Annotated in this window: 15 protein-coding genes; 5 read left to right on the top strand and 10 right to left on the bottom strand. The window is 65.9% G+C overall.

The features are described from left to right. From ACQE2J_RS12325 to ACQE2J_RS12315, 3 genes are read right to left on the bottom strand one after another with little or no spacing between them, the layout of a single operon-like run. Positions 1–1122 carry an Mrp/NBP35 family ATP-binding protein gene (locus ACQE2J_RS12325; protein WP_135538782.1) on the bottom strand — a complete coding sequence of 374 codons (1122 nt, stop codon included), beginning with the start codon at positions 1120–1122 and terminating at the stop codon, positions 1–3. Beyond that, the gene (locus ACQE2J_RS12320) at positions 1119–1730 is read right to left on the bottom strand and encodes a DUF1003 domain-containing protein (RefSeq protein ID WP_425119549.1); all 612 of its coding nucleotides are present in this window, start codon (positions 1728–1730) and stop codon (positions 1119–1121) included. Before ACQE2J_RS12320 ends, ACQE2J_RS12325 begins: the two co-directional genes overlap by 4 nt. Positions 1731–1732: 2 nt before the next feature. Further along, positions 1733–3007, bottom strand: a complete 1275-nt coding sequence (locus ACQE2J_RS12315) for a magnesium transporter MgtE N-terminal domain-containing protein (protein WP_135538780.1) — start codon at positions 3005–3007, stop codon at positions 1733–1735. A gap of 258 nt (positions 3008–3265) precedes the next feature. Here ACQE2J_RS12315 and ACQE2J_RS12310 point away from each other — a divergent pair, with 258 nt between their 5' ends. Continuing rightward, a complete protein-coding gene (locus ACQE2J_RS12310) occupies positions 3266–5191 on the top strand; it encodes a calcineurin-like phosphoesterase C-terminal domain-containing protein (protein WP_425119547.1) in 1926 nt (641 codons plus the stop codon). Positions 5192–5329: 138 nt separating this feature from the next. Here the strand turns inward: ACQE2J_RS12310 and ACQE2J_RS12305 are convergent, their stop codons facing one another. Then, entirely contained in the window at positions 5330–6478 is a 1149-nt protein-coding gene (locus ACQE2J_RS12305) for a P1 family peptidase (protein WP_425119546.1), read from the bottom strand. Continuing rightward, positions 6478–7998 (bottom strand): aminopeptidase P family protein, encoded by a 1521-nt coding sequence (locus tag ACQE2J_RS12300; protein WP_425119545.1) that lies wholly within the window; start codon positions 7996–7998, stop codon positions 6478–6480. Before ACQE2J_RS12300 ends, ACQE2J_RS12305 begins: the two co-directional genes overlap by 1 nt. Positions 7999–8077: 79 nt before the next feature. On the opposite strand from ACQE2J_RS12300, the gene ACQE2J_RS12295 reads away from it, so the two are divergent. Further along, complete coding sequence (locus tag ACQE2J_RS12295) at positions 8078–8935, top strand: PHP domain-containing protein (protein WP_135538774.1); 858 nt, start codon at positions 8078–8080, stop codon at positions 8933–8935. Between the two features lie 2 nt (positions 8936–8937). On the opposite strand, the gene ACQE2J_RS12290 is transcribed toward ACQE2J_RS12295, so the two are convergent. Both ACQE2J_RS12290 and ACQE2J_RS12285 read right to left on the bottom strand, forming a co-directional pair. Further along, the gene (locus tag ACQE2J_RS12290) at positions 8938–10107 is read right to left on the bottom strand and encodes an acyltransferase (protein WP_426936399.1); all 1170 of its coding nucleotides are present in this window, start codon (positions 10105–10107) and stop codon (positions 8938–8940) included. Positions 10108–10300: 193 nt separating this feature from the next. After that, entirely contained in the window at positions 10301–11833 is a 1533-nt protein-coding gene (locus ACQE2J_RS12285) for a DEAD/DEAH box helicase (RefSeq protein ID WP_135538770.1), read from the bottom strand. Between the two features lie 61 nt (positions 11834–11894). Here ACQE2J_RS12285 and ACQE2J_RS12280 point away from each other — a divergent pair, with 61 nt between their 5' ends. After that, positions 11895–12527, top strand: coding sequence for a ferritin-like fold-containing protein (locus ACQE2J_RS12280; RefSeq protein WP_135538768.1), 633 nt, complete (start codon positions 11895–11897; stop codon positions 12525–12527). 78 nt (positions 12528–12605) lie between these two features. On the opposite strand, the gene ACQE2J_RS12275 is transcribed toward ACQE2J_RS12280, so the two are convergent. Together ACQE2J_RS12275 and ACQE2J_RS12270 are read right to left on the bottom strand one after the other, a co-directional pair. Further along, positions 12606–12827: a DUF3107 domain-containing protein gene (locus ACQE2J_RS12275; RefSeq protein WP_135538766.1), complete on the bottom strand. Its 222-nt coding sequence runs from the start codon at positions 12825–12827 to the stop codon at positions 12606–12608. A 172-nt stretch (positions 12828–12999) separates the two neighbouring features. Then, entirely contained in the window at positions 13000–13593 is a 594-nt protein-coding gene (locus ACQE2J_RS12270) for a TetR/AcrR family transcriptional regulator (protein WP_135538765.1), read from the bottom strand. A 135-nt stretch (positions 13594–13728) separates the two neighbouring features. Here ACQE2J_RS12270 and ACQE2J_RS12265 point away from each other — a divergent pair, with 135 nt between their 5' ends. Both ACQE2J_RS12265 and ACQE2J_RS12260 read left to right on the top strand, forming a co-directional pair. After that, a complete protein-coding gene (locus tag ACQE2J_RS12265; protein ID WP_425119544.1) occupies positions 13729–17025 on the top strand; it encodes a PD-(D/E)XK nuclease family protein in 3297 nt (1098 codons plus the stop codon). Continuing rightward, positions 17025–20210, top strand: coding sequence for an ATP-dependent helicase (locus tag ACQE2J_RS12260; protein ID WP_135538761.1), 3186 nt, complete (start codon positions 17025–17027; stop codon positions 20208–20210). Before ACQE2J_RS12265 ends, ACQE2J_RS12260 begins: the two co-directional genes overlap by 1 nt. Before the next feature lie 94 nt (positions 20211–20304). Here the strand turns inward: ACQE2J_RS12260 and ACQE2J_RS12255 are convergent, their stop codons facing one another. Beyond that, positions 20305–21522, bottom strand: coding sequence for an aminoglycoside phosphotransferase (locus ACQE2J_RS12255; protein ID WP_240689678.1), 1218 nt, complete (start codon positions 21520–21522; stop codon positions 20305–20307). Positions 21523–21590 lie beyond the last annotated feature (68 nt).

The raw sequence follows: 21590 nt of genomic DNA, 5'->3' as shown, positions 1-21590 counted from the left end.
TCAGACCGGGCTGAGACCCAGAGACCTGCCGGACAGTCCGCGAGAGCGCCTGCGCAGGGACTCGGCCAACGTGTCGAAGGCCTGTGCAGCGGGGGACTCGGGGTGGCTGAGCACGACGGGGGTGCCGGCGTCGGATCCTTCGCGCACCTGTGTGTCGAGGGGAATCTGCGCCAGCAGAGGAATCGTGGTCTCGAGCGTCTGCGAGAGGTTCTCGGCCACACTGGTGCCGCCGCCGGTGCCGAAGACATCCAGACGGCTGCCGTCGGGCATCTCCATCCAGGACATGTTCTCGATCACCCCGGACAGCGTCTGCTTCGTCTGGGTGGCGATGGAGCCGGCACGTTCGGCAACCTGAGCCGCGGCCGCCTGCGGGGTGGTCACGACGAGCAGCTCCGAACCGGGCAGCAGCTGGGCCACGGAGATCGCAATGTCACCGGTGCCCGGCGGCAGGTCGAGCAGAAGGACGTCGAGATCGCCCCAGAACACATCGGTGAGGAACTGCTGCAGGGCACGGTGGAGCATGGGGCCTCGCCACACGACGGCCTGGCTCGGCGGGACGAACATGCCGATGCTCATGACCTTCACGTCGTGGCCGATCTGCGGCAGGATCATCTCGTCGACCCGGGTCGGCTTGCCCGAAAGTCCGAGCATGCCCGGGATGGAGAAACCGTAGATATCGGCATCGACGAGGCCGACGCGCAGACCCTTGGCCGCGAGCGAAACCGCGAGGTTCGCCGTCACCGAGGATTTGCCGACCCCGCCCTTGCCGGACGCGATCGCGTACACCTTGGTGAGGGAGTCGGGCCGGTTGAAGGGGATGTCGCGAGTACCGGTTCCCTGCAGCTTCTCCTTCATCGCCTTCCGCTGTTCGGGTGTCATCGTCCCCAGGACGACCGTCACCTCGGTGACTCCCTCGACGCGGGCCACCGCAGCCTTCGTGTCCCTGGAGATCGTGTCCTTGAGCGGGCAGCCGGCGATGGTGAGCAGAACTGTGACGGTGACTTCGCCGCCGTCGATGCTGATGTCGTCGACCATATCGAGCTCAACGATGTTGCGGCGGATCTCGGGATCGATGACGCCGGTCAGTGCCTCTCTCACCGTGTCCACATCGGGACCAGTCATGTCCACGTCCTTTCCTCCCCGGATGAGTGCTCCTGGGGCTTCAACCCTACCCCTTGGGAATCGGCGCCGTCATCCGGCCCCTGGCCCCTGTACCCGGGGTCCTTCGGTTCCGCGGCGGACCGTCCGGGCTCTCTGCTCTCCTCTTCGAGTTCCCTGAGCAGATCCTTGAGTTCGGAGCGGATGAAGTCGCGGGTTGCGACCTCTCGCATGGCGATCCGCAGCGCCGCGACCTCTCGGGCCAGATACTCGGTGTCGGCGAGGTTGCGTTCGGCACGCTGCCGATCGTGTTCGAATTCGACGCGGTCACGGTCGGTGCTGCGGTTCTCCGCGAGGAGGATCAGCGGAGCGGCATAGGAGGCCTGCAGGGAAAGAATGAGGGTGAGCAGAGTGAAGTTCAGCGACCGTGGGTCGAACTGCCAGGACTCGGGAAGCAGAGTGTTCCACCCAAGCCAGACCGCACAGAAGACGGTCATCCCCACGAGGAACGCGGGGGTGCCCATGAACCGGGCGAACGCCTCGGCGCCGCGGCCGAAGGTCTCAGGCGACATGGCGAAGTTCGGCAGTTTGCGTTTGCTCGACCGTGGGATCTCGAAATCGTCAACAGCCATGTCTACCCCCTCCTGATTTCATCACGGCCGGTCGTGCGCCAATCCTCGGGCAGAAGCTCGTCGAGGACGTCGTCGACGGTGACGACTCCGACGAGGCGGTCGTTCTCATCCGTGATCGGCACCGAGACCAGATTGTACGCGGCCAGAAGCTTCGACACCTCGCCCAGAGGGGCTTCCGGCGGCAGCGGTTCGACCTCGGTGTCGAGCATGATGCCCACCGCTTCATGCGGCGGATGACGCAGCATCTCCTGGATGTGGACGAGCCCGAGGTACTTGCCCGTCGGTGTCTCCACGGGCTGTCTGCAGACGAAGACCGCGGCGGCCAGGGCCGCAGGCAGGTCTTCCCGGCGGACGTGGGCCAGCGCCTCGGCGACGGTGGTCTCGGGGGTGAGGATGACCGGTTCGGTCGTCATCAGGCCACCGGCGGTGTCATCGTCGTACGCCAGCAGCGTCCGCACATCCTCGGCGTCATCGGGTTCCATGAGGGCGAGGAACCGTTCGGCCTGGTCGTCGCTGAGTTCGCCGAGCAGGTCAGCGGCGTCATCGGGTTCCATCTCTTCGAGCACCGTCACGGCACGTTCGGTATCGAGGCCGGCGAGGATCTCGATCTGCGTGTCGGCCGGGAGCTCTTCGATGACGTCGGCGAGGCGCTCGTCGTCGAGGGCCCGGGCGACCTGGAGACGGCGCGCCGAGTTCATCTCGAAGAGCACATCGGCGAGGTCGGCAGGCTTCGTGTCCTGGTAGGCGGCGATGAGCTGGGTGGCTTCCTGATCGATGTCGGAGTCGGCCGGATGGTCGGCGTCGGTCCAGTCGATCTGCTTCGTCTCACCGCGCCGGCGGAACGCGGCGAAGGCGGTGCGTTCGGGGACTCGACGCACGAAGAGGCGCGTGACCTCCCAGTCCTTGTTCACCTGCTGCTCGATGCCGACGTCCTCGACGAGGACGGGGGAATCGTCTGCCCGCAGACGCAGCCTGCGGTCGAGGAGATCGTTCATGACCAGCGTCTCCGATCCGCGCTGTTCGAAGCGGCGCATGTTCACCAGGCCGGTGGTGATGACCTGTCCGGAGTCGATGGCGGTGACCCGACCCATGGGGACGAAGACGCGGCGTCTGCCCGGGACTTCGACGACAAGGCCGATGACACGTGGGGACTGCCGCATGGTCGCGCGATAGACGATGACGGCGTCACGAACCCGTCCGACCTGATCGCCGAGAGGGTCGAATACGGGCGCGGAGACGAGCCGGGCGACGAAGACTCTTTTCGGTGGACCAGACATGTTCTCAGACTACGGGGTGGGCGGAGTCCTGCGGGGCCGCCTCGGCGAATTGAACTCAATTCACATTCCGCCGATCCCGGGATGACGGCCTCATGAACGCTGCTGTGACCTCGAATCGCGGACGGTCTGGGGGAGGTGTTCCACGCGCTCACTTCTCCTATTCATCAAGCTGTACTGACGACTTCACTCCCTTGTCGTTCGGCCTGCCTAGCGTCGTGTCACGGCAGATCCAGCCACAGTCGACAACAGGAGTCATCCATGCAGATACGCCGAATCCGCCCTCGCACCACCGTCGCAGGTCTGGGTGCCTGTGCCGTGCTGACACTCTTCGCTCCGCTGCTGTCACCGACCGCTGCGACGGCGGCGGGGGCACCGGCCGAACTCTATGAGGGACACGTGCAGGTCGATCGGGGCCAGGCCGCCGATCCGCAGAAGTTCACGGGTCGGGTCTTCGACGATGCCAACGAGAATTCGAAGCTCGACGACGACGAGGAGGGCGTGGCCGGAGTCGCGGTCACCAACGGCGTCGACGTCGTCCAGACCGACGGCCAGGGGGTCTATGAGCTGCCCGTGCGGGAGAACATGACCGTGTCCGTGACCCAGCCGGCGGGATGGCAGGTTCCCGTCGATGAAGACAAGGTCGCCCAATTCAGCTACAACCATCTGCCCGAAGGATCCGGTGACCTCGAGTTCGGCGGGATCGAACCGACCGGGCAGACGCCGAAGGCAGTGAACTTCCCGATGGTCGAATCGACGGCGTCGGCGAAGTCGGACCAGAACTGCCCGATCGCCGCTGACACGCAGGCCTATGACACCACCGAGATGGGCTATGCCCGTGACGGCGCGGTCGGGGACCTCGCCGACCGTGAGGACTACGGTGCCTGCGGTGTGCTGCTGCTCGGTGACAACGTCGGTGACGACCTCAGCCTCAACGACGAACTGCGCGACATCTACGCGCAGACGAACGGTCCTGTGCGGGTGGCCCCCGGCAACCACGATCAGGACTACGACGCCGTCGACGACTCTCACGCCCTCGACACCTTCCGCGACCAGTTCGGGCCGTCGTATTTCTCCTATGACGTGGGCAAGACCCACTTCGTCGTGCTCGACAGCATCGACTACGAGGGCAAGGCGAATGGGAAGAAGTACAAGGAGAGGATCACCGAGGAGCAGCTGACCTGGCTGGCGAACGATCTGAAGAATGTGCCGAAGAACGCGCAGGTCGTCATCGCCACACACGCGCCCATCGTCACGCACACAGAGGTCGTCGTCGACAACGCGAAGGACTTCTACGATGTCATCGCCGACTACCCGAACGCCGTGACCGTGGGCGGACACACCCACACGCAGGAGAACCTCATCGCCGGTGAGTCGCGCGAGGAATGGGCCGCGGCCGGAATCGAGAAGCTGCCGAACACGCAGATCGTCGCCGGTGCGGTCTCCGGCGACTGGTACTCCGGAGGGCTCAACGCCGATGGCTTGCCGTACTCGTTCACTCAGGACGCTTCGGAGCCGGGAGTGCTCACCCTGGAGTTCGACGGTGCCTCGCGCAGCGAGCGCTACACCGTGCGCAACGAATCCGATGATCATCAGCTGCTGCTCGGTGTGAATTCGCCGGCGTGGCGCGACTGGGCCCAGAAGGCCCAGGACTGGCAGGACGCGGACAAGGCGGGCACCGCTCCGGAGCCGGTCTCCGAACGGGTCGTCACCCGTGATGATCTGAAGGAGGGGCAGACATGGCTGACCTCGAGCTTCCTGGCCGGCACCTCCGATGCCCGAGTCGAAGTCAGCTTTGACGGCAAGGCTCCGAAGCAGAGCGAGCACACACAGCCCGGCCGGGGCGAGGCTCTGGCCAAGGGATGGGAGTTCACGGATCCGTACACGGCCTCGCAGAACCTGCGTACCTCGGGCAATGTCGGACAGTCGAGTTCGCACCTGTGGCGCACCGAGATCCCCTCGAACCTCGATCTGGGCACTCACACCGCAGAGGTGACCGGAACCGACCGCTACGGTCGTGACTTCACGCAGACGATCCGCTTCACCGTGGTCGAAGACGAGGCCCAGGCGAACAGCGAATCCCAGAAGCTGCTGCGCCAGGACGGCTTCGACGTTCAGATGGAGAAGAGCAGCAAGGATCCGCAGGGTCTGGACTCCGAGGAAGCTCAGTCCGCCCGCGAGAACTGAGCGTCACCGGTGCCCACAGTCAGGAACACTGATCCGCAGCCCTGCTGAGAGGCACCAGCGCTGAGAGCACAGAAACGGGGCCCGCTGCTCGGCGGGCCCCGTCACTGTCAGGAGGACTCGAGCCCCGGGCCGGCGAGCTCAGAACGCGGCGGTGAAGGCCGAGGCGAAGTCCGGAGCGATCTCGCTCAGGGTCTGCGGCTGCTGCCATCCGGGTCCCGCCGGGGCCGCCGAGACGTGAGCGTCGAGGATCGCCAGGCTCAGCGCGTCGGCGGCCGCCGCGGTGATCGTCACGAGTTCGCGGGTGGCAGCCTCGTAGTCGGTCGGAAGAGCGTGTTCTCCGGTGGCGATGCCGAAGACGGTGTCGCCGTCATAGAGCGTATGCGAAGGCTGGACGGCTCGGGCGATGCCCGCATGCGCCCCCGATGCCATCCGAGTCACCTGTGCCGGGTCGAGAGCGGCGTCGGTGGCGACGATCGCGATCGTCGTGTTCTTCGCCGCCGCATCCGGTGGTGCCGCGACCGGCAGCCCCCGGACTCTCGGCAGATCGAATCCGTAGGACCGCAGCAGTGGATCCAACCACAGACCGCCGGTCGAGGTGCCGATCGAACCGAGGGAGTTCGCCGCGACAAGTGCGGCGACAGTGACACCGCCGGGCAGGCGGACAGCGACGGATCCGAGTCCGCTGCGAAGCGTCTGGAACCCCGAACGGGCACCGGCACCGGCACCGAGGCTGCCCCTGACCTCTCTCCGCGGCACCGCACTCGGTTTCCCTGCGGTCGATTCGGCGCCGGTCGACAGAGCGTCCCTCGCCGCCTGCGCGCCCTCGTCGGGTCGCGGCGGTGCCACCGGCCCCGCCCCGCGACCGAGGTCGAAGATCGCGGCGGCCGGGACGAGTGGGATGACGGTTCCGGGCAGACCGGGTGCGGGGAAACCGTGCCCCGCCTCGGCGAGGGCATCGACGACGCCGCTGACGGCGGCGAGGCCGAGAGCCGAACCACCCGTGAGGACGATGCCATCGGCACCATAGGAATGCGTGCCCGGGGCGATGACATCGGTCTCATGAGTGGCGGGACCGCCGCCGCGGACATCGACGCCGATGGTGGACCCGGACGGAGGGACCACGACGCTCAGCCCGGTCAGGCGCCCCGGGGTGAACTCACCCGCATGGCCGAGACCGAGTCCCGGGACCTCGAGGATGCCCCGGCCGCGCACCGGGCCGATGCCGTCAACCGGCATCGACTCGGCGTCCGCGTCCGTCCCCGGATGGGCGTCGTGTGCCGAGGACATCAGCGATTCCGACCCTGGACCCAGGCTTCGACCTCGGCGCGGGTGCGTGGGAAGTCCGCGGAGAGATTCTCCACACCCTCGGCAGTCACGAGGACATCGTCCTCGATTCGCACACCGATGCCGCGGAACTCCTCTGGCAGAAGCAGGTCATCGGCCTTGAAGTACAGACCGGGTTCGATCGTGAAGACCATTCCCGGTTCGATCGTGGCATCGAGGTACATCTCGGCTCGCGCCTGCGCACAGTCGTGGACGTCGAGTCCGAGGTGGTGGCTGGTGCCGTGGACCATCCAGCGGCGGTGCTGCTGCCCCTCGGGGGAGAGCGACTCGGCGGCCGAGACCGGCAGGACTCCGAAGCCCTCGAGACGTTCGGCGATGACTTCCATGGCCGCCTCGTGGACCTCACGGAATCTCACGGGACGGTTGACGTGATCGGCGGCGACGGCGAATGCCGCGTCCGAGGCCGCGAGCACGGCATCATAGATCTTCGCCTGCACCTCGGTGAAGGTCCCCGACACCGGCAGGGTGCGGGTGATGTCAGCGGTGTAGAGCGAATCGGCTTCGGCACCGGCGTCGACGAGGACGAGGTCGCCGTCTCTGACCCGACCGTCGTTGCGGATCCAGTGCAGGGTGCAGGCATTGTTGCCCGATGCTGCGATCGTGTCATAGCCGACCCCATTGCCGTCGGAACGTGCCGCGGTCTCGAAAGCGGTTTCGATGACGCGCTCACCGCGTCGGTGTCCCAGGGCCTGCGGCAGCGCGCCGACGACATTGTCGAAGCCGGCTCGCGTGATCGCGACGGCCTCGCGGAGGGCCGCGACCTCATGGTCATCCTTGATCAGTCGCAGCTCGGAGAGCAGCTGAGCCAGTTCCGCATCGCCGGCCTCGGAGGTCTCGAGATCGGCCTGGACCTGGGTGCGGGCGAGGTCGATGACTGCGTCGATGCGGGTGTCGGCCTGGCGCACGAGACGTACGGAGATCGCCCCGAGGTCCTTCGTGATGACGTCATCGACGATGGCGGAGTTCGCCGTGGCGATGCCGGTCATCGTCGACATGGCCTCGAGGTCTGCGCGAGGACCGACCCAGTATTCGCCGTAGCGGGAGTCGGAGAAGAACTCTTCCGTGTCCGCACCGGCGCGGGGACGGAAGTACAGGGTCACCTCATGACCATCGTCCTCGGGCTCGAAGACGAGGACGGCATCGGGTTCCGAATCGGTCTCCAACCCGGTGAGGTGGATGAACGCCGAGTGCGCACGGAAGCGGTAGTCGGTGTCGTTCGAGCGGACCTTGAGTCCGCCGGCAGGGACGACGAGGCGCTCACCGGGGAAAGCGGCCGAGACCTGTGCCCGGCGTGCTGGGGTGAAGCCCGCGGCGGCCAACGCCTCGGCGTCGAGCGGGGTGCGGTCCCAGCCGGAGGCGACGAAATCGCGGAAGGCCTGGGAATTGGGGCGATGCGAGCGGTTGTTGACGCGGTCGGAAAGGGCCTGAGACGTGTCTGGTGAATCTGAATTCTGCTCTGTCATGCCACCCAGTCTATGCGGCGGGGCTGACATCGTCGGCACATGTGGAAGAGGGAACGACAGTTGCAGATAGACTGTGATCATGGTCATCGATCTCCATGTGCACACCGCATTCTCGGACGGGACCCAAACTCCTTCCGAACTCATCTCCGAAGCCTCGATGGAGGGCATCGACGTCGTCGGCATCACCGACCACGACACCACCGCGGGCTGGACCCTGGCCGAGGACGCCGCACGCGTCTACGGGCTCGGGCTGGTTCGGGGAATGGAGATCTCCTGTCGTTACGAAGGCATCAGTGTGCACCTGCTGTCCTACCTTCATGACCCGTACAACACAGGACTGGCCGAAGTCGTGCAGGAGACCAGGCGGGCACGTCTGCACCGCACGCACCTCATCATCGAGCGCCTTGCCGAGGACTATCCCATCGACATGGACGCAGTCCTCTCGGTCTCCGGCGAAGACGCGACGATCGGGCGACCGCACATCGCCGATGCCCTCGTGGCCGCCGGTGTCGTGGAGAACCGCACTGAAGCGTTCTCCTCCATCCTGTCCAGCCGCGGCAAATACCATGTGGCGCTGCCGACGATCGACCCGATCACCGCGATCGGTCTCATCCGCGAAGCCGGAGGAGTCTCGGTCTTCGCCCATCCTCGTGCCGCCATGCGCGGACGGGTCGTGCCCGATTCAGCGATGACCGAGTTCATCGCCGCCGGTCTCGACGGGCTCGAAGTCGACCATCGGGACAACCCGCCTCAGGAACGGGAGGCGATGCGTCGACTCGCCCATGAGAACGACCTCATCATCACCGGGTCGAGCGACTACCACGGCACGGGCAAACCCAACCGCCTCGGCGAACACGTCACCTCCGACCACATGCTCACCAGACTCCTCGACCGCGCCGCCTCACGACCCGGCGGCGTCGACTACATCCAAGGCTGAGCTCAGCCGAGGATTCGCCGCAGCCGCAGCCGTCCCCACGCAAAGCTCAGCGCATAGGACACGGCGGCCATGGCGGCAAGGAAACCGAGGTACTGGATGACGAGGACGACCGGTCCGGCCTCGACATCGTAGAGGCGTTCGAAGAAGAGTTCGAGGAAGAACACATGGACGAGGAACGCGCCGAACGACGCTGACGCCAGACGCGCGAAGATCTTCTTCGTGCGGGTGCCGAGGCGCAAGCGGGAGACGAGGAGGATCACGCTGATCGCCAGCCCCACGATGAGCGGATTCGCGTTCTCGATCGGATAGGACTTCTGCGACTCCCACCAGAGGACACCGAGCGCCGAGGCGGCGAAGAGCAGACACAGCGTCCAGATCGGCGGACGCAGCTCCCCGGCGTGCTGGATGACGAAGGCACCGATGACGAAGTAGACGACCTGATAGGTGGCGAATCCCCATTTCCAGGCGTCCTGATCGGAGCCGACGAGGTCGAGCAGAAACGGCGCCCACACCGTCGATCCGGCCAGCACCAGGGCGAGAGCCGCGAGCCTCCACGGGCGCTCGTTCCTCCAGAACAGGACGAGCGTGCCGAAGACGAGGATGAGCGGAATGTACGCGTAGAGATACCACAGGTGGAAGCCGGGGCGACCGGCTTCGAGGAAGCTGCGCACGAGGTCATGGCGGACATTCACCTCGTCGGTGTCGAAGAGGTTGAATCCCAGGACGAAGATGACCGACCACGAGGCGAGGGGAACCAGGTGGCGCACGATCCGGTCCCACATCTTGGCTTCTGTGCGCGGGGGCGCACCGGCGAGCACGGCCCACCCGGCGATCATGAAGAACATGGGCACGGCCCAGGGATTGACAGCCTCGGCGAGATGACCGAGCCACCAGGCGTCGGAGCCTTCCTCGCTGCGGCCGATGAGCACACCGCCGGAGTGGCCGATCATCACGGTCAGTCCGGCGAGGACGCGCATGACATCGACATCGTGCCGGTGGCGCCTGCCGGTGCGGGTGCCGGGGGAGGTGGCCGCGTCCGAGGCGCGGTCGGACGCTGACGACTCGGAAGCCGGGTCCAGACCGGCCGCGAGCTCCTGACTCTTCGGGGAGAGATCGGAGACCCCGGCAGGTGCTGCGGGGGAGGGGGCATCCACACGGCGTGAACTGAACAATGAATCGCTCTCGTTCGTCATCGGAGACAGGGCGTCAGAACAGTCTTGACCACCGAATTGAACGCCTTCGGAGATCAGGTTGAACGCAGAGTGAACGAGGCTCCGTGATCCGGACACGGGACGGCGAAGGGGCCCCAACCGAGCACGGTTGGGGCCCCTTCAACGAAGTCTGTGCGCCGTCGCCGGCGTCAGTTCAGTCCTCGCTGGCGTCGGTGGCCGAGTGCCCACCCTGGCCGGCATGGCCGCGGTTGACCGGTTTGCCGCCGCGGGTGCGCCGACGATTGCGCTGGCGGCGCGGCTTGCGGCCTTCCTCACCGGCACCGGAAGAGGAGCCGCGACGGTCGGAGGAGCCGCCTCGGCGGTCATCGGAGCCGCCACGGCCGGAGCCGCGACGGTCGGACCCGCGACGCTCGGACCCGCGGTTCTTCTCCCCGCCGGTCTCGTCCTCACCTTCGGGGTGCTGGCGCGGCAGGCGACCCTTGGTGCCCTTCGGGATGTCGAGGTCGGCGAAGAAGTGCGGAGACGTCGAATAAGTCTCGGCCGGTTCGTCGAAGTCGAGGCCGAGGGCCTTGTTGATCAGTCGCCAACGGGGCATGTCGTCCCAGTCGACAAGGGTCACGGCCACACCCGAGTGACCCGCGCGGCCGGTGCGACCGATGCGGTGGACGTAGGTCTTCTCGTCTTCGGGGCACTGGTAGTTGACAACATGGGTGACATCGTCGATGTCGATTCCGCGGGCGGCGACATCGGTGGCCACGAGCACATCGACCTTGCCGTCGCGGAAGGACTTCAGCGCCTTCTCCCGCTGCGACTGACCGAGGTCGCCGTGCAGAGCCTTGACGTCGAAGCCGCGGTCGCCGAGTTCGGCCGCGAGCTTGTCGGCGGTCCGTTTGGTGCGGGTGAAGATGATCGTGCGGCCCCGGCCCTCGGCCTGGAGCATGCGAGCGACGAGTTCGGACTTGTCCATCGAATGGGCGCGATAGACGAACTGAGTCGTGTTCTTGCCCAGCATGGACAGGTCCTCGTGGTCCTGGGCCCGGATGTGCGTGGGCTGGCTCATGTACCGACGGGCCAGTGTGATGACGGCACCCGGCATGGTCGCCGAGAACAACATCGTCTGCCGGTGTGCGGGCACGGCGTTGATGATCTTCTCCACATCGGGCAGGAACCCGAGGTCGAGCATCTCATCGGCCTCGTCGAGGACGACGGTGCGCACGCGGTGAAGGCGGAGGATCTTGCGTCCGTAGAGGTCGAGGAGGCGGCCGGGGGTGCCGACGACGACATCGACACCGGCCTTGAGCCGGTTGATCTGCGGGTCGAAGTCCATGCCGCCGTAGATCGTCATGATGTCGATGTCACGCTGCACCGAGGCGGTCACGAGATCGGCTGCGACCTGCTTGGCCAGTTCACGGGTGGGCACGACGACGAGGGCCTGCGGCAGACGCGGTTCCTTGGAGTCGTTGACGCTGTCGGGAGTCGCCTCGGGGTGGGTGGTCACCGAGGAGTCCTCGGTCTTGCCGACGACGCGCTGGAGCAGGGGGATTCCGAATCCCAGGGTCTTTCCGGTGCCCGTCTTGGCCTGTCCGATGATGTCGGCACCTGACAGCGCCACGGGCAGCGTCAGTGCCTGAATCGGGAAGGGGTGGGTGATTCCTGCTGAGGCCAGTGAGGCCACGATCGGTCCGGCGACTCCCAGCTCTGCGAAATCCGGTTCTGTCTCCGCCATATTCCAAACTCCTTTTAGCGCATTCGCGCTTGTCATGGCCCAGAACCGGTAGTCTTGAACTATGCCCGATTCTGTCCCATTGGCCGGTAATGATGCTGCAACGCTCGCTCTTCTTGCGTTCGGCGAGCTGACCGGTTTCGAACGTATGGCCACCAACGCGACGACCGCAGCGGATCTGGATGACAAGGTCATCCTGGCGCGGTTGGCCTCTCAGTCCTTCGCGAACTTCGAGCAGCTCTCACAGCACATCGATCAGATGGGCCAGGATGTGATCGAGCTCTGTCAGCACTTCGAGCCGACCTTCAACACGCTGGCTGAAAGGACTCGTCCTCGCGACTGGTACGAAAGCCTCATGAAGGGATTCGTCTTCGACGGAATCATGAATGATTTCTACCGCACGGCGGTGGACGAACTCGCGGAGCCCGGATACAGCCTGGCTATTGCAATTCTCGATGATACACGTGCCAGTGAATATGCGCGCAATCGTCTGACATCCGAAGTGGCCGTCGACACGCAGTTGGCGTCGCGTTTGGCGCTGTGGGGCCGCAAGCTCGTCGCCGAGACCCTCGGGCGGGCACGCAGCCTGCTCACCGATCCCTTCCTCGGCCTCGACGAGGACATGGTCGTCGAGCTGATCCCGGCGGTGACCTCGAACCATTCGAAGCGGATGTCCGCGCTCGGCCTCGTCGCCTGAGAGAGTGAATGCGGATGGGCCCCGGTCATTGCGACCGGGGCCCATCTGTCAGTTCCGCATTCATGCGCTTCAGTGTGCTCAGGCGCTGAAGCCCACGCGGCGCGCGGTTTCCGTGCCGAGTTCGAGGTAGCCCAGCGAAGCGGCGGGAACGAAGATCTGGCGACCCTTCGTGTCCGTGAACGTCAGCAGTCCATCGGACTGGATCTTCTCCTCGACGCGGGCGGCCAGCGCCTTCGAGTCTTCGTCGGTTTCGAGGGTGATCTCGCGCTGGGTCTGCTTGACGCCGATCTTGATTTCCATAGTGCTCCTTGTGCCGATCTGGGTGGCGGATGATGGATTGGACTGTGTCCAGCTTAACGTCAGCGGGGGAGGGTTTCTTCCCGCCGGATTCCGCTGTGGGCTGACGAACCGTGAGGCGCGAGCCGCTGTGCCCGTACCCGGTGTCCGGATGCCCGGTGCCTGAGCGTAACGGTCAGCGTTCGGCGAACGACTTCAAGCCTCCCCAGCTCATCTGCGTGAGCAGAGAGACGGCGGAATCGACGTCGATGCCGCGCTGGGAGTCGAGCTGTTTGACGACGACCTCGGCGGTGCCGATGAGAGCACGACACAGGAATCGCGCTTCATCATCGCGCAGCCGGGCGAAATCCTGCAGTGCGGCGACGACGCGGGAGGCCGAACTCTCACGAAGGGCGCGAAGCTTCTGCTCCGCCTTCGGCTCGTAGACATCCGAATTGAAGATGATGACGAACTCTTCGCGGTGCGAAACGACGAAGTCGAAGTAGGCGCGGTAGGTGGCCCGGATCTTCTCATGCGGGTCGTTCGTCGATTCCAGCGCTGCAGCGAGCCGGGAATCCAGGTGCGCGGCCGAGGAGTCGATGAGCGCGAGGTAGAGGTCCTGCTTCGAGTCGAAGTGCTGGTAGAGCACGGGCTTGGACACCCCGGCAGCCTCGGCGATCATGTCCATGGAGGTCGTTCGGTATCCACGGGTGGCGAAGACGGAGCGTGCGACACCTACCAATTGGTCGCGGCGTTGGTCACGGGGCAATCTCTGTTGTGGACTCGACATTCTTCAATGCTACGCGAAGTCCACCCTCTCCCCAGGCATCAGGTCGGCATCGGCGACGCGCGAGCCGCCCGTTCGGCGACGCGCCGGTTCCAGCTTCGGGAACCTCGTGTCAGCGGCTCGTGATGGAATACGAGTATGGATGAGATGACCCAGCAGATGGGCGGCGCTCTGCTCTCGGGCCGCTGCCTGAACATCATCGGCCGGCCGGGCACGGGGAAGACGACGCTGCTCGAATCCGTCTACGCGGATCTGGTCACACGGATCGACCCGGCCGCGGTCCTCGTCCTCACCCCCGACCGCGATCACGCCGATGTTCTGCGCAACCGGCTGCAGCCGCCCGCCGATGCGGTCCTCACCGGCGCCGCCGCCCGCAGTCTCGCCTCCTACGCCTACGGAATCGCCCGTGCCGCACACACGACACGCACAGGCGAGGACCTCGAGTTCATCTCCGGAGCCGACCAGGACGTCTTCCTGGCCGACCTGCTGGCAGGGCATGAGCTCGGTCACTCCCGTGGACCGCTGTGGCCCTCGGAACTCACCGCCGAGGTGCGCTCGACCTCGGCTTTCCGCACCGAGGTCCGCGATGCACTCAACCGAGTGATGGAGTTCGACTTCGGGATCCGCACGCCCGAACCGTCATCGACCGTCACCGGCCCGAGCGAGCACATCTTCGACTTCGGTCGCACCGCTCTCGGCCGCGTCCTCGCCCGGTGCCCCGATCCGCGGTGGGACGCGATCGCCGAGATCCTCGACGAATACCTCGGCATCCTGTCGATGCCCGGTTACGGCGGTGTCGATTCCGCCACCGTGCTCGCTCTGGCGGCGTTCGAGATCTTCCGTGAACCCGCCGAGGCGACCGCCGGCAGAACATGGTCGTTCGCTCCCGATCGGGTGCCGACGGTGGTCCTCGCCGATGGTGTGCAGGATTTCCCGGCGGCCAGCTGGGGCATCCTCGAACAGCTGCGTGACCGCGGCAGCGCGATCGCCCTGTTTGGAACTCCGGAGACGGTGACCGGGCGCTTCCACGGTGCGGACGCCTCGATCATCGACCGGGCCACCGCGGACACGGGATTCGACACCATCGTCCTCAACGAACTGTGGGACGTCGACCCCGCTCTGGCCGAGACCATCGACGGCTTCGGTGCCCGAATCACGACCCGGTGGTCACTGGGCCATATGCCCCGACCACGCCCCACAGCAGCACCCGCCGCCGACTTCTCCGCGGACTTGTCCTTCGACTCCGCTGGTGGTTTGGGCGACGAGTCGGCGGCGAACACACGAGCACCTGCCGAGGTCCCCGCGGAGTCGGTGTCTCCGGAGACGGCACTGGACGCGCATCTGGAGACTCACGTGTTCGAGGGCAGCGCTTCGGGCACCCGGTATCTGGCCCGGCGGATCACGAACTTCGTCGAAGATGGACACTCCTGGTCGGATGTGGCCCTCATCTGCAGAAACGCGAACAGCGCGCGGTCGATCGCCAATGAGCTGCGGGCCTCCGGTGTCTCCATCGCCACTCTGATGCAGCCGCTCAACGTCGACCCGGCCACAGCTCCGCTCCTGGAGCTGCTGTCGACGACGCCTGATTTCGACGACGATGAGTCCATCGCCGAACTCGCCCTGTCCCTGGCCGGCAGCATCTACGTTCGGCTCGACCCCGTGCAGATCCGCCGCTTCCGCCGCACCGTGCGCCGCCGGTTCCCCGCGCCCAGCAGCACCGCCTCTCTCGCGCTGGCGCTGCGCAGCCCCATCGACGATTCGTCCCCGCAGGCACTGGCGACGATCTCGCGCATGCTCCACGCCGCCGCTGCAGTCGGCACCGACGACCCCCACCAAGCACTGTGGACGATCTGGGAAGCCGCCGGTGTCGCGCAGAAGTGGCAGCACGAAGCCCTGCAGGACCCCGAGTCCGTGACCAACGGCTACCTCGACTCGGTGCTGCGCCTGTTCGCGTTGGCCGAGAAGATCGCCGACCGCGGCGGCTTCACCGCACGATCCTTCGCGGGGATCGTCGCCGAACAGGACATCGCTCAGGACTCCCTGGCCGACACTGCGGGATTCGCCGACCATGTTCGCGTCGGCACGCCCTCATCGTTGGCTCATGTGCGCGTGCCGCTGGTCATCATCGCCGAAGTCAACGAGGGAGTGTGGCCGAACCCGAAGCTGCGCGGCGGCATCCTCGGACTGACCGACCTCGCGTCCGTGCTGACGAGCGGAGAGACCGTGACAGCCGACCCTGGATATCACGCTCATGCGAAGAAGACGAACCTGCGGGAAGAGGGCGAGCTCTTCTACACCGCGCTCAGCCGTGCCCAGCAGAAGGTCATCGTCACCGCAGTCACCGATGCCGAAACCGAACCCTCCCCTTTCTTCGACGTGCTGGCTGCGGGAACCGCCAAGGGCACCGAGGTCGCCGACGGCTATGCGATCACCCATGAAGACGAGCTGCCGCCGCTGACTCTGCCGGAGATGGCAGCACACGCCCGAGCCCATCTGCTGCAGACCGCGGCAGCCCAGCAGGCAGACGCCCCGGATTCCGAGACCCTGAGCTGGGCGCAGCTGATGCGGGCGTTCTCCGCGGCCAGCCCGGCAGTCGAAGACCCGAGCCGTTGGCGTGAATCCGAAGACATCACTTCGTTCGATCCGCTGTACACCGACTCCGACACTGTCCGCGTCTCGCCGTCCCAGGTCGAAGCCTTCACCGATTGCTCTCTGCGCTGGTTCCTCACTCGCAATGGCGGCGATCGCGCGAGTTCGACCGCACAGAACCTGGGCACCATCATCCACGCAGCCGCCGAGAACTACCCCGAAGGACCGACCTCAGCGATCCGCGACTTCGTCGCAGGCGAATTCTCCTCTCTCGAATTCGATGCCGAGTGGGAACGCGAACGGGAACTCGATGTGGCGATGAAGATGGCCGACCGCCTCGGCGAATACATTGAGAACGCTCCCGGCAGCCTCATCGGAGTCGAAGCGCAGGTCTATGCCGCCGGCGTCGATGACGCAGGGCGCCGGTGGAAGGTGACCGGTCGCCTCGATCGGGTCGAGGAGGTCTCCGGGGGACTGCGCATCGTCGACTTCAAAACCGGCCGCAACGTCGTCGCCGGAAAGGAGATGGACCGCCACGCGCAACTCGGGGTGTATCAGGAGGCGATCAACTCCGGCACCATCCGGATCGGCGAGGATGAGGAACTCGACGCTGAAGCCTTCGGGGCCGAGCTCGTCTTCCTCCGCAAGTCCTCCCGCACCGTCCGGGAGCAGCCGGCACTCGAGATCGACGAGAACCCGAAGTGGGCACGCGAGCTCATCGACGACGTGTCCGGCCGGATGCGGGCGGCGAGCTTCCCTGCCCGAGTCGAGCAGCAGAAATGCAAGTCCTGCCCCGTGCGATCGTCCTGCCCGGCGATCGGTCCGAAGATGTTGGAGGATGACTGATGCGCTACAGCGCCGAGCAGCTGGCCCGTCTGACCGCGGCCGAGCCCGCGCAGGCTTTCCCACCGAGCCCCGAGCAGCGGGTCATCATCGAAGCCGACCCGGCGCAGTCGATGAAAGTCACTGCCGGTGCCGGATCGGGCAAGACCACGGTCATCTCCCAACGTGTGGTGTGGCTCGTGGCCAACGGCCACGTGTCCCCGGAGGAGATCCTCGGCCTCACCTTCACCCGCAAGGCCGTCGGCGAGCTCGGCGGCCGCATCCGGGTCCTCCTGTCCCGACTGCGTCACAACCTCGGCATGGGACAGGAGCTCTCCCTGCCGGGACTGGACAATCCGACGGTGTCGACCTACAACTCCTACGCCGCCTCAATCGTCAGCGAACACGCAGTGAGCATCGGCATCGAACCCGAAACAGTGCTCCTCGACGATGCCACCGCACACACCATCGCCGGAGACCTCATCGACGCCACCCCGCCGGATGAGATCCCCGGAAACTTCTCCCGCGAGACGATGATCTCCGATGTCATCGCATTCGCCGGCGCGATGAACGACCACGGTCGCGATGTCGGTGAAGTCACCGAATACCTCGAACAGTGTCTGGCCGCCCTCGTGTCGAGCAAAGGCAGACCTGTCGACCCCAACGGGCGACGGGCGAAGCTCGAAGCGAAGATCCGGACAGCGCGACTGGCCGACGCCTATATGCGCGAGAAACGACGCAACCTGGCGATGGACTTCTCCGACCAGGTGCGGTTCGCCCAACGCATCATCGATCAGGTGCCGGCAGCGGCCGCCGCCGAACGGGCGCGGTGGAAGATCGTCCTCCTCGACGAATTCCAAGACACCTCGGTCGCCCAGCTCACACTGCTGCGCGACCTCTTCCACTCCACCGCTGTGACCGCGGTCGGCGATCCGAGGCAGGCCATCTACGGCTGGCGCGGCGCCAGTGCCGACAATATGATCCGCTTCTCCTCCGACTTCCACAACGTCGAATCGCTGACCCTGAGCACAAGTTGGAGGAACGACCGAACCATTCTCCAGGTTGCCAACCGCATCGCCGACGGGCTCACCGACAGCAGCGAACCCCCACTGTCGGCCAGGGACGGGGCCGGCGATGGTGAGGTGAGTGTCGAGGTCAGCTCGGGCGCTCATGACCCGGACTATCTGACCAACGGTCTGAGAGCAGTCACCGACTGGTTCGCCACCATCCCCGAGGGTGCGACGAAGGCCGTGCTGTGCCGAAAACGCGCACACTTCGCGCCGGTGGCCGCCGCGCTCGAAGCCGCCGGGTTCGCCGTCCACGTGCATGGATCCTCCGGGCTCCTCAGTGACCCCTTCGTCGCCGACCTGCGGTCGGTGCTCACCGCCGCGATCGATCCCATGGCCGGAGACGAACTCATGCGGCTCATCAGCGGCCGCATGCTCGGCCTCGGCGCCGCCGACATCGCCGGGCTGCAGGCCTTCACCCGCCGGCAGACCGAACGACGCCAGGCAGAGCGCGCCGAGACCGCTGCCGATCCCGCCGAGGTCATCGTCGAAGCCATCGATCAGGCGACGATCGTCGAAGGTCTCGACGAACTCGTCGAAGTGGACCGAGCACTCGACCACGGTCCGCGCTCGGCGACCGACAAAGCGCTGCTGTCTGACTACCGCAGCTCTGGTCTGAGCACCGAAGCGCTGCAGCGGCTGGTCCGTCTTGCCCGTGCCCTGCGCACCACTCGATCAGGCACCGGCACGATCTCCTCGATCATCCGAACCGCTATGACGGAGACCGGAATCGACTCCGACGTCTGGGGGTTGAGCGATTCGCTGCGCAATCTGCATCGGTCGGCCCTCGATGCGTTCCTGTCCGCAGCCAGCCAGTATTCGGCCGCCGACGACCGCCCTTCGATTCCCGGGTTCCTGTCATGGCTGAGCCTCATGGAGGCCCATGATGCGCTGAGCACGGCCGAACCGACGGCCGCCGCTGAGGCGATCAACATCATGACCGTTCACGCTTCGAAGGGGCTCGAATTCGATGCTGTGGCCGTGCCGTCGCTGGTGGTCAAGGACTTCCCGACCGAACCGCGTGACAAGGAGGGGTGGATGGACCGCACCGCACTGCCGTATCCGCTGCGCGGAGACCGCGCACACCTCGTCGACTTCGACCTGCGGGAAGCACAGTTCGACACGAAGAAGGCACTCGACGAATGGATCGGAGACTTCATCCGCCCACATATCGCCGATGCACATGTGGCCGAAGAGAGACGGCTGGCATATGTCGCCTTCACTCGTGCCAAACGCCACCTGTGGCTCGGCGCGGAACTGATGGGATCGCGGACGGAACCCGACGAGCTGTCCCCATTCCTCACCGAAGCGGTCGAAGCGTTGGGACTGACGGTCGACATTCCAGAGCCGGCCGATGAATCCGGAGAAGACAGGATCGAGACCACCGAATGGCCGGTGCCGCGCACCCGGCAGGTCGCCGCGGCGCAACAGGCAGCATCATGGGTCGAAGCCAGTCCCGAGGTGAGTCTGGAGACGCTGGCTGACGTTCACGGGGACGTCGGCCGGTACGCCGCTCAAGCACTGCGGGTCGGTGCCCGGCCGGGGGCGGCAGCGACGGCCGGCATGCCCGACCGCCTGTCCGCAACCGCTCTCGTCTCGTGGCGACGGGATCCGCAGGGATTCCGCACACAGGTGCTGCGACCGATTCCGACGCCACCGAGTCGGGCGGCTGAGATCGGCACGAACTTCCACTCCTGGGTCGAACAGCACTTCGGCCAGTCGAGCATCGACATCGGCGAGGACGAAGCCGTCCGCCCGATCGATGCCGCCACGATCAAACGGCTGCAGTCGACCTTCCTCGCCTCAGAGTTCGCCACCCGACGGGCCGACCATGTCGAGATGTCGTTCGAGCTCGTCCTCGGTCGGTTCCGGGTGCCCGGAAAGATCGATGCGGTCTTCATCACCGACGGCCATGCCGAGGTCGTCGACTGGAAGACGTCGAAGAAGCCCGACACTCAGGTGCTCGAGGTGATGAAGTGGCAGCTGGCGCTGTACCGATTCGCGATTCTGCGTGCACATCCGGAGATCACCGAGGTTACGGGCACGTTCTACTTCGTCGGCAGCGACGAGGTCGTCCGCTTCACGGAACTGCCCGACGAGGACGACGTCATCCAGTGGCTCGACGCCAACGACCTCGGCTGAACGCCTCTGTTCCACCGATCGCCCGCGTGGCGCCCCGGGCAGGTTCGATTCGCTTCAGGGGCGGATCGGAAGCCTGGGGGCAGAACCCGTGAGTTCAGGGACGATCCGGCCGTGAGATCGGACCGGTTTCGTCACCGTCGACCGCGTCCGGAGTGGGTTCGGTGGTGACACCGGATCCGGGTTCGGAATCGAGGTCGGAAGTGCCGTCGGACGCAGTGTCGGTCGGCCGTGCCCGGGGAATGAACACATCGGAGGGATCGTTCTCGGTGATGGCGGCTTCGACGTCCGGTTCTGCCCTGTCACCGGCCGATTGCGACGCTTCGGCAGGGTTCGAGTTCCCAGTGTCCGCTTCAGCAGAGGCCGCCGAAGCCTGATCCGTCTGTGCATCGGCGGAGCCGGCGAAGAGCACGTCGTTGAACGAGGTCAGCAGATCGGCGGCATCGTTGATCGCAGATTCGTCGCCGGAGTCGACGGCTTCGAGCAGCCAGTCGACGACCGCGAATTCGGCGAGCAGCTCGGCACGTGCAATGACGTGCTCATCGGCTCGGGGGCGCGCGCTGCGGTATTCCTCGTAGAACGTCGGCAGCGCGGCCGGATCGATGAGCGCCGAGGCTGCGGCCAGATCGATGGCAGGATCGGCGACACGCAGTCTGCCGATCTCGGACAGGGCCAGCACTCGCTCCTGATCGGTGTAGACGCTGGTCTCATCGATGGACCCATGGATCGGCGTGGCGAGGAAATGCCAGAGAGCGACCTTCTCGAACTCCTCTTCCCAATGCTGGAGCAGCGCTGAGGGCACCCGTCCGGTGCTCGCTGCCTGATCGAGTCGTTCGAGGATGAGGAACTGGGATCGGGACGGGTCTTCGACGGGGAACCCGGCTTCGGACACCGGTTCGGGGGCTGCCGAATGCACGGTTGCCAGCGCCTGCGCGAAGGAACTGGCCCGGGCCGTATCGGCGATGGGCACATCGCCGAGCGGTGCACCCGGCAGGGGATCGACCAGGGTGACCGCCGTCGGCGTGGAGGTCTCGAAGTACTCGGCATCCACCTCGGTGATGGCGCGCAGATGCGGCCAGGTGAAGTCCGCGTGCGGGTACATGGAATCGTAGATCCGACCCGCCTCGGCAGCGGATCCGATGTCCGCGGTGCGATCGAGCTGGGTCTGGGCCGTCGCGACAAGCTCCTGCCGGTCATCGCCGAGAAGTACTCGGACTCCGGCGTCGAGGGGCGGCAGGGGTGTCCATTTCGTCGGTGCGAAGCCGTCGAGCATCGTCGCCGCGATCGCAGTCAACTTGAGCGCCTTGGTATCCACCTTCCCCAATCTACCGTCTGCCTTGCGCTGAGACACGGGACTCGCCGTCGAGCGTGTCTGGAGGCTGC

Origin of the sequence: Brevibacterium sp. LE-L (genome assembly GCF_050214925.1) — a bacterium.
GTDB lineage: Bacteria > Actinomycetota > Actinomycetes > Actinomycetales > Brevibacteriaceae > Brevibacterium.
This window is presented reverse-complemented; position numbering and strand designations above follow the sequence as displayed.

Excerpts from the sequence above, each read along its gene's own strand:
- ACQE2J_RS12305 (WP_425119546.1), bottom strand. The coding sequence starts at position 6,478 with ATGTCCTCGGCACACGACGCCCATCCGGGGACGGACGCGGACGCCGAG.
- ACQE2J_RS12315 (WP_135538780.1), bottom strand. The coding sequence starts at position 3,007 with ATGTCTGGTCCACCGAAAAGAGTCTTCGTCGCCCGGCTCGTCTCCGCG.
- ACQE2J_RS12325 (WP_135538782.1), bottom strand. The coding sequence starts at position 1,122 with ATGACTGGTCCCGATGTGGACACGGTGAGAGAGGCACTGACCGGCGTC.
- ACQE2J_RS12265 (WP_425119544.1), top strand. The coding sequence starts at position 13,729 with ATGGATGAGATGACCCAGCAGATGGGCGGCGCTCTGCTCTCGGGCCGC.
- ACQE2J_RS12295 (WP_135538774.1), top strand. The coding sequence starts at position 8,078 with ATGGTCATCGATCTCCATGTGCACACCGCATTCTCGGACGGGACCCAA.
- ACQE2J_RS12310 (WP_425119547.1), top strand. The coding sequence starts at position 3,266 with ATGCAGATACGCCGAATCCGCCCTCGCACCACCGTCGCAGGTCTGGGT.
- ACQE2J_RS12270 (WP_135538765.1), bottom strand. The coding sequence starts at position 13,593 with ATGTCGAGTCCACAACAGAGATTGCCCCGTGACCAACGCCGCGACCAA.
- ACQE2J_RS12280 (WP_135538768.1), top strand. The coding sequence starts at position 11,895 with ATGCCCGATTCTGTCCCATTGGCCGGTAATGATGCTGCAACGCTCGCT.
- ACQE2J_RS12260 (WP_135538761.1), top strand. The coding sequence starts at position 17,025 with ATGCGCTACAGCGCCGAGCAGCTGGCCCGTCTGACCGCGGCCGAGCCC.
- ACQE2J_RS12275 (WP_135538766.1), bottom strand. The coding sequence starts at position 12,827 with ATGGAAATCAAGATCGGCGTCAAGCAGACCCAGCGCGAGATCACCCTC.
- ACQE2J_RS12320 (WP_425119549.1), bottom strand. The coding sequence starts at position 1,730 with ATGGCTGTTGACGATTTCGAGATCCCACGGTCGAGCAAACGCAAACTG.
- ACQE2J_RS12300 (WP_425119545.1), bottom strand. The coding sequence starts at position 7,998 with ATGACAGAGCAGAATTCAGATTCACCAGACACGTCTCAGGCCCTTTCC.
- ACQE2J_RS12285 (WP_135538770.1), bottom strand. The coding sequence starts at position 11,833 with ATGGCGGAGACAGAACCGGATTTCGCAGAGCTGGGAGTCGCCGGACCG.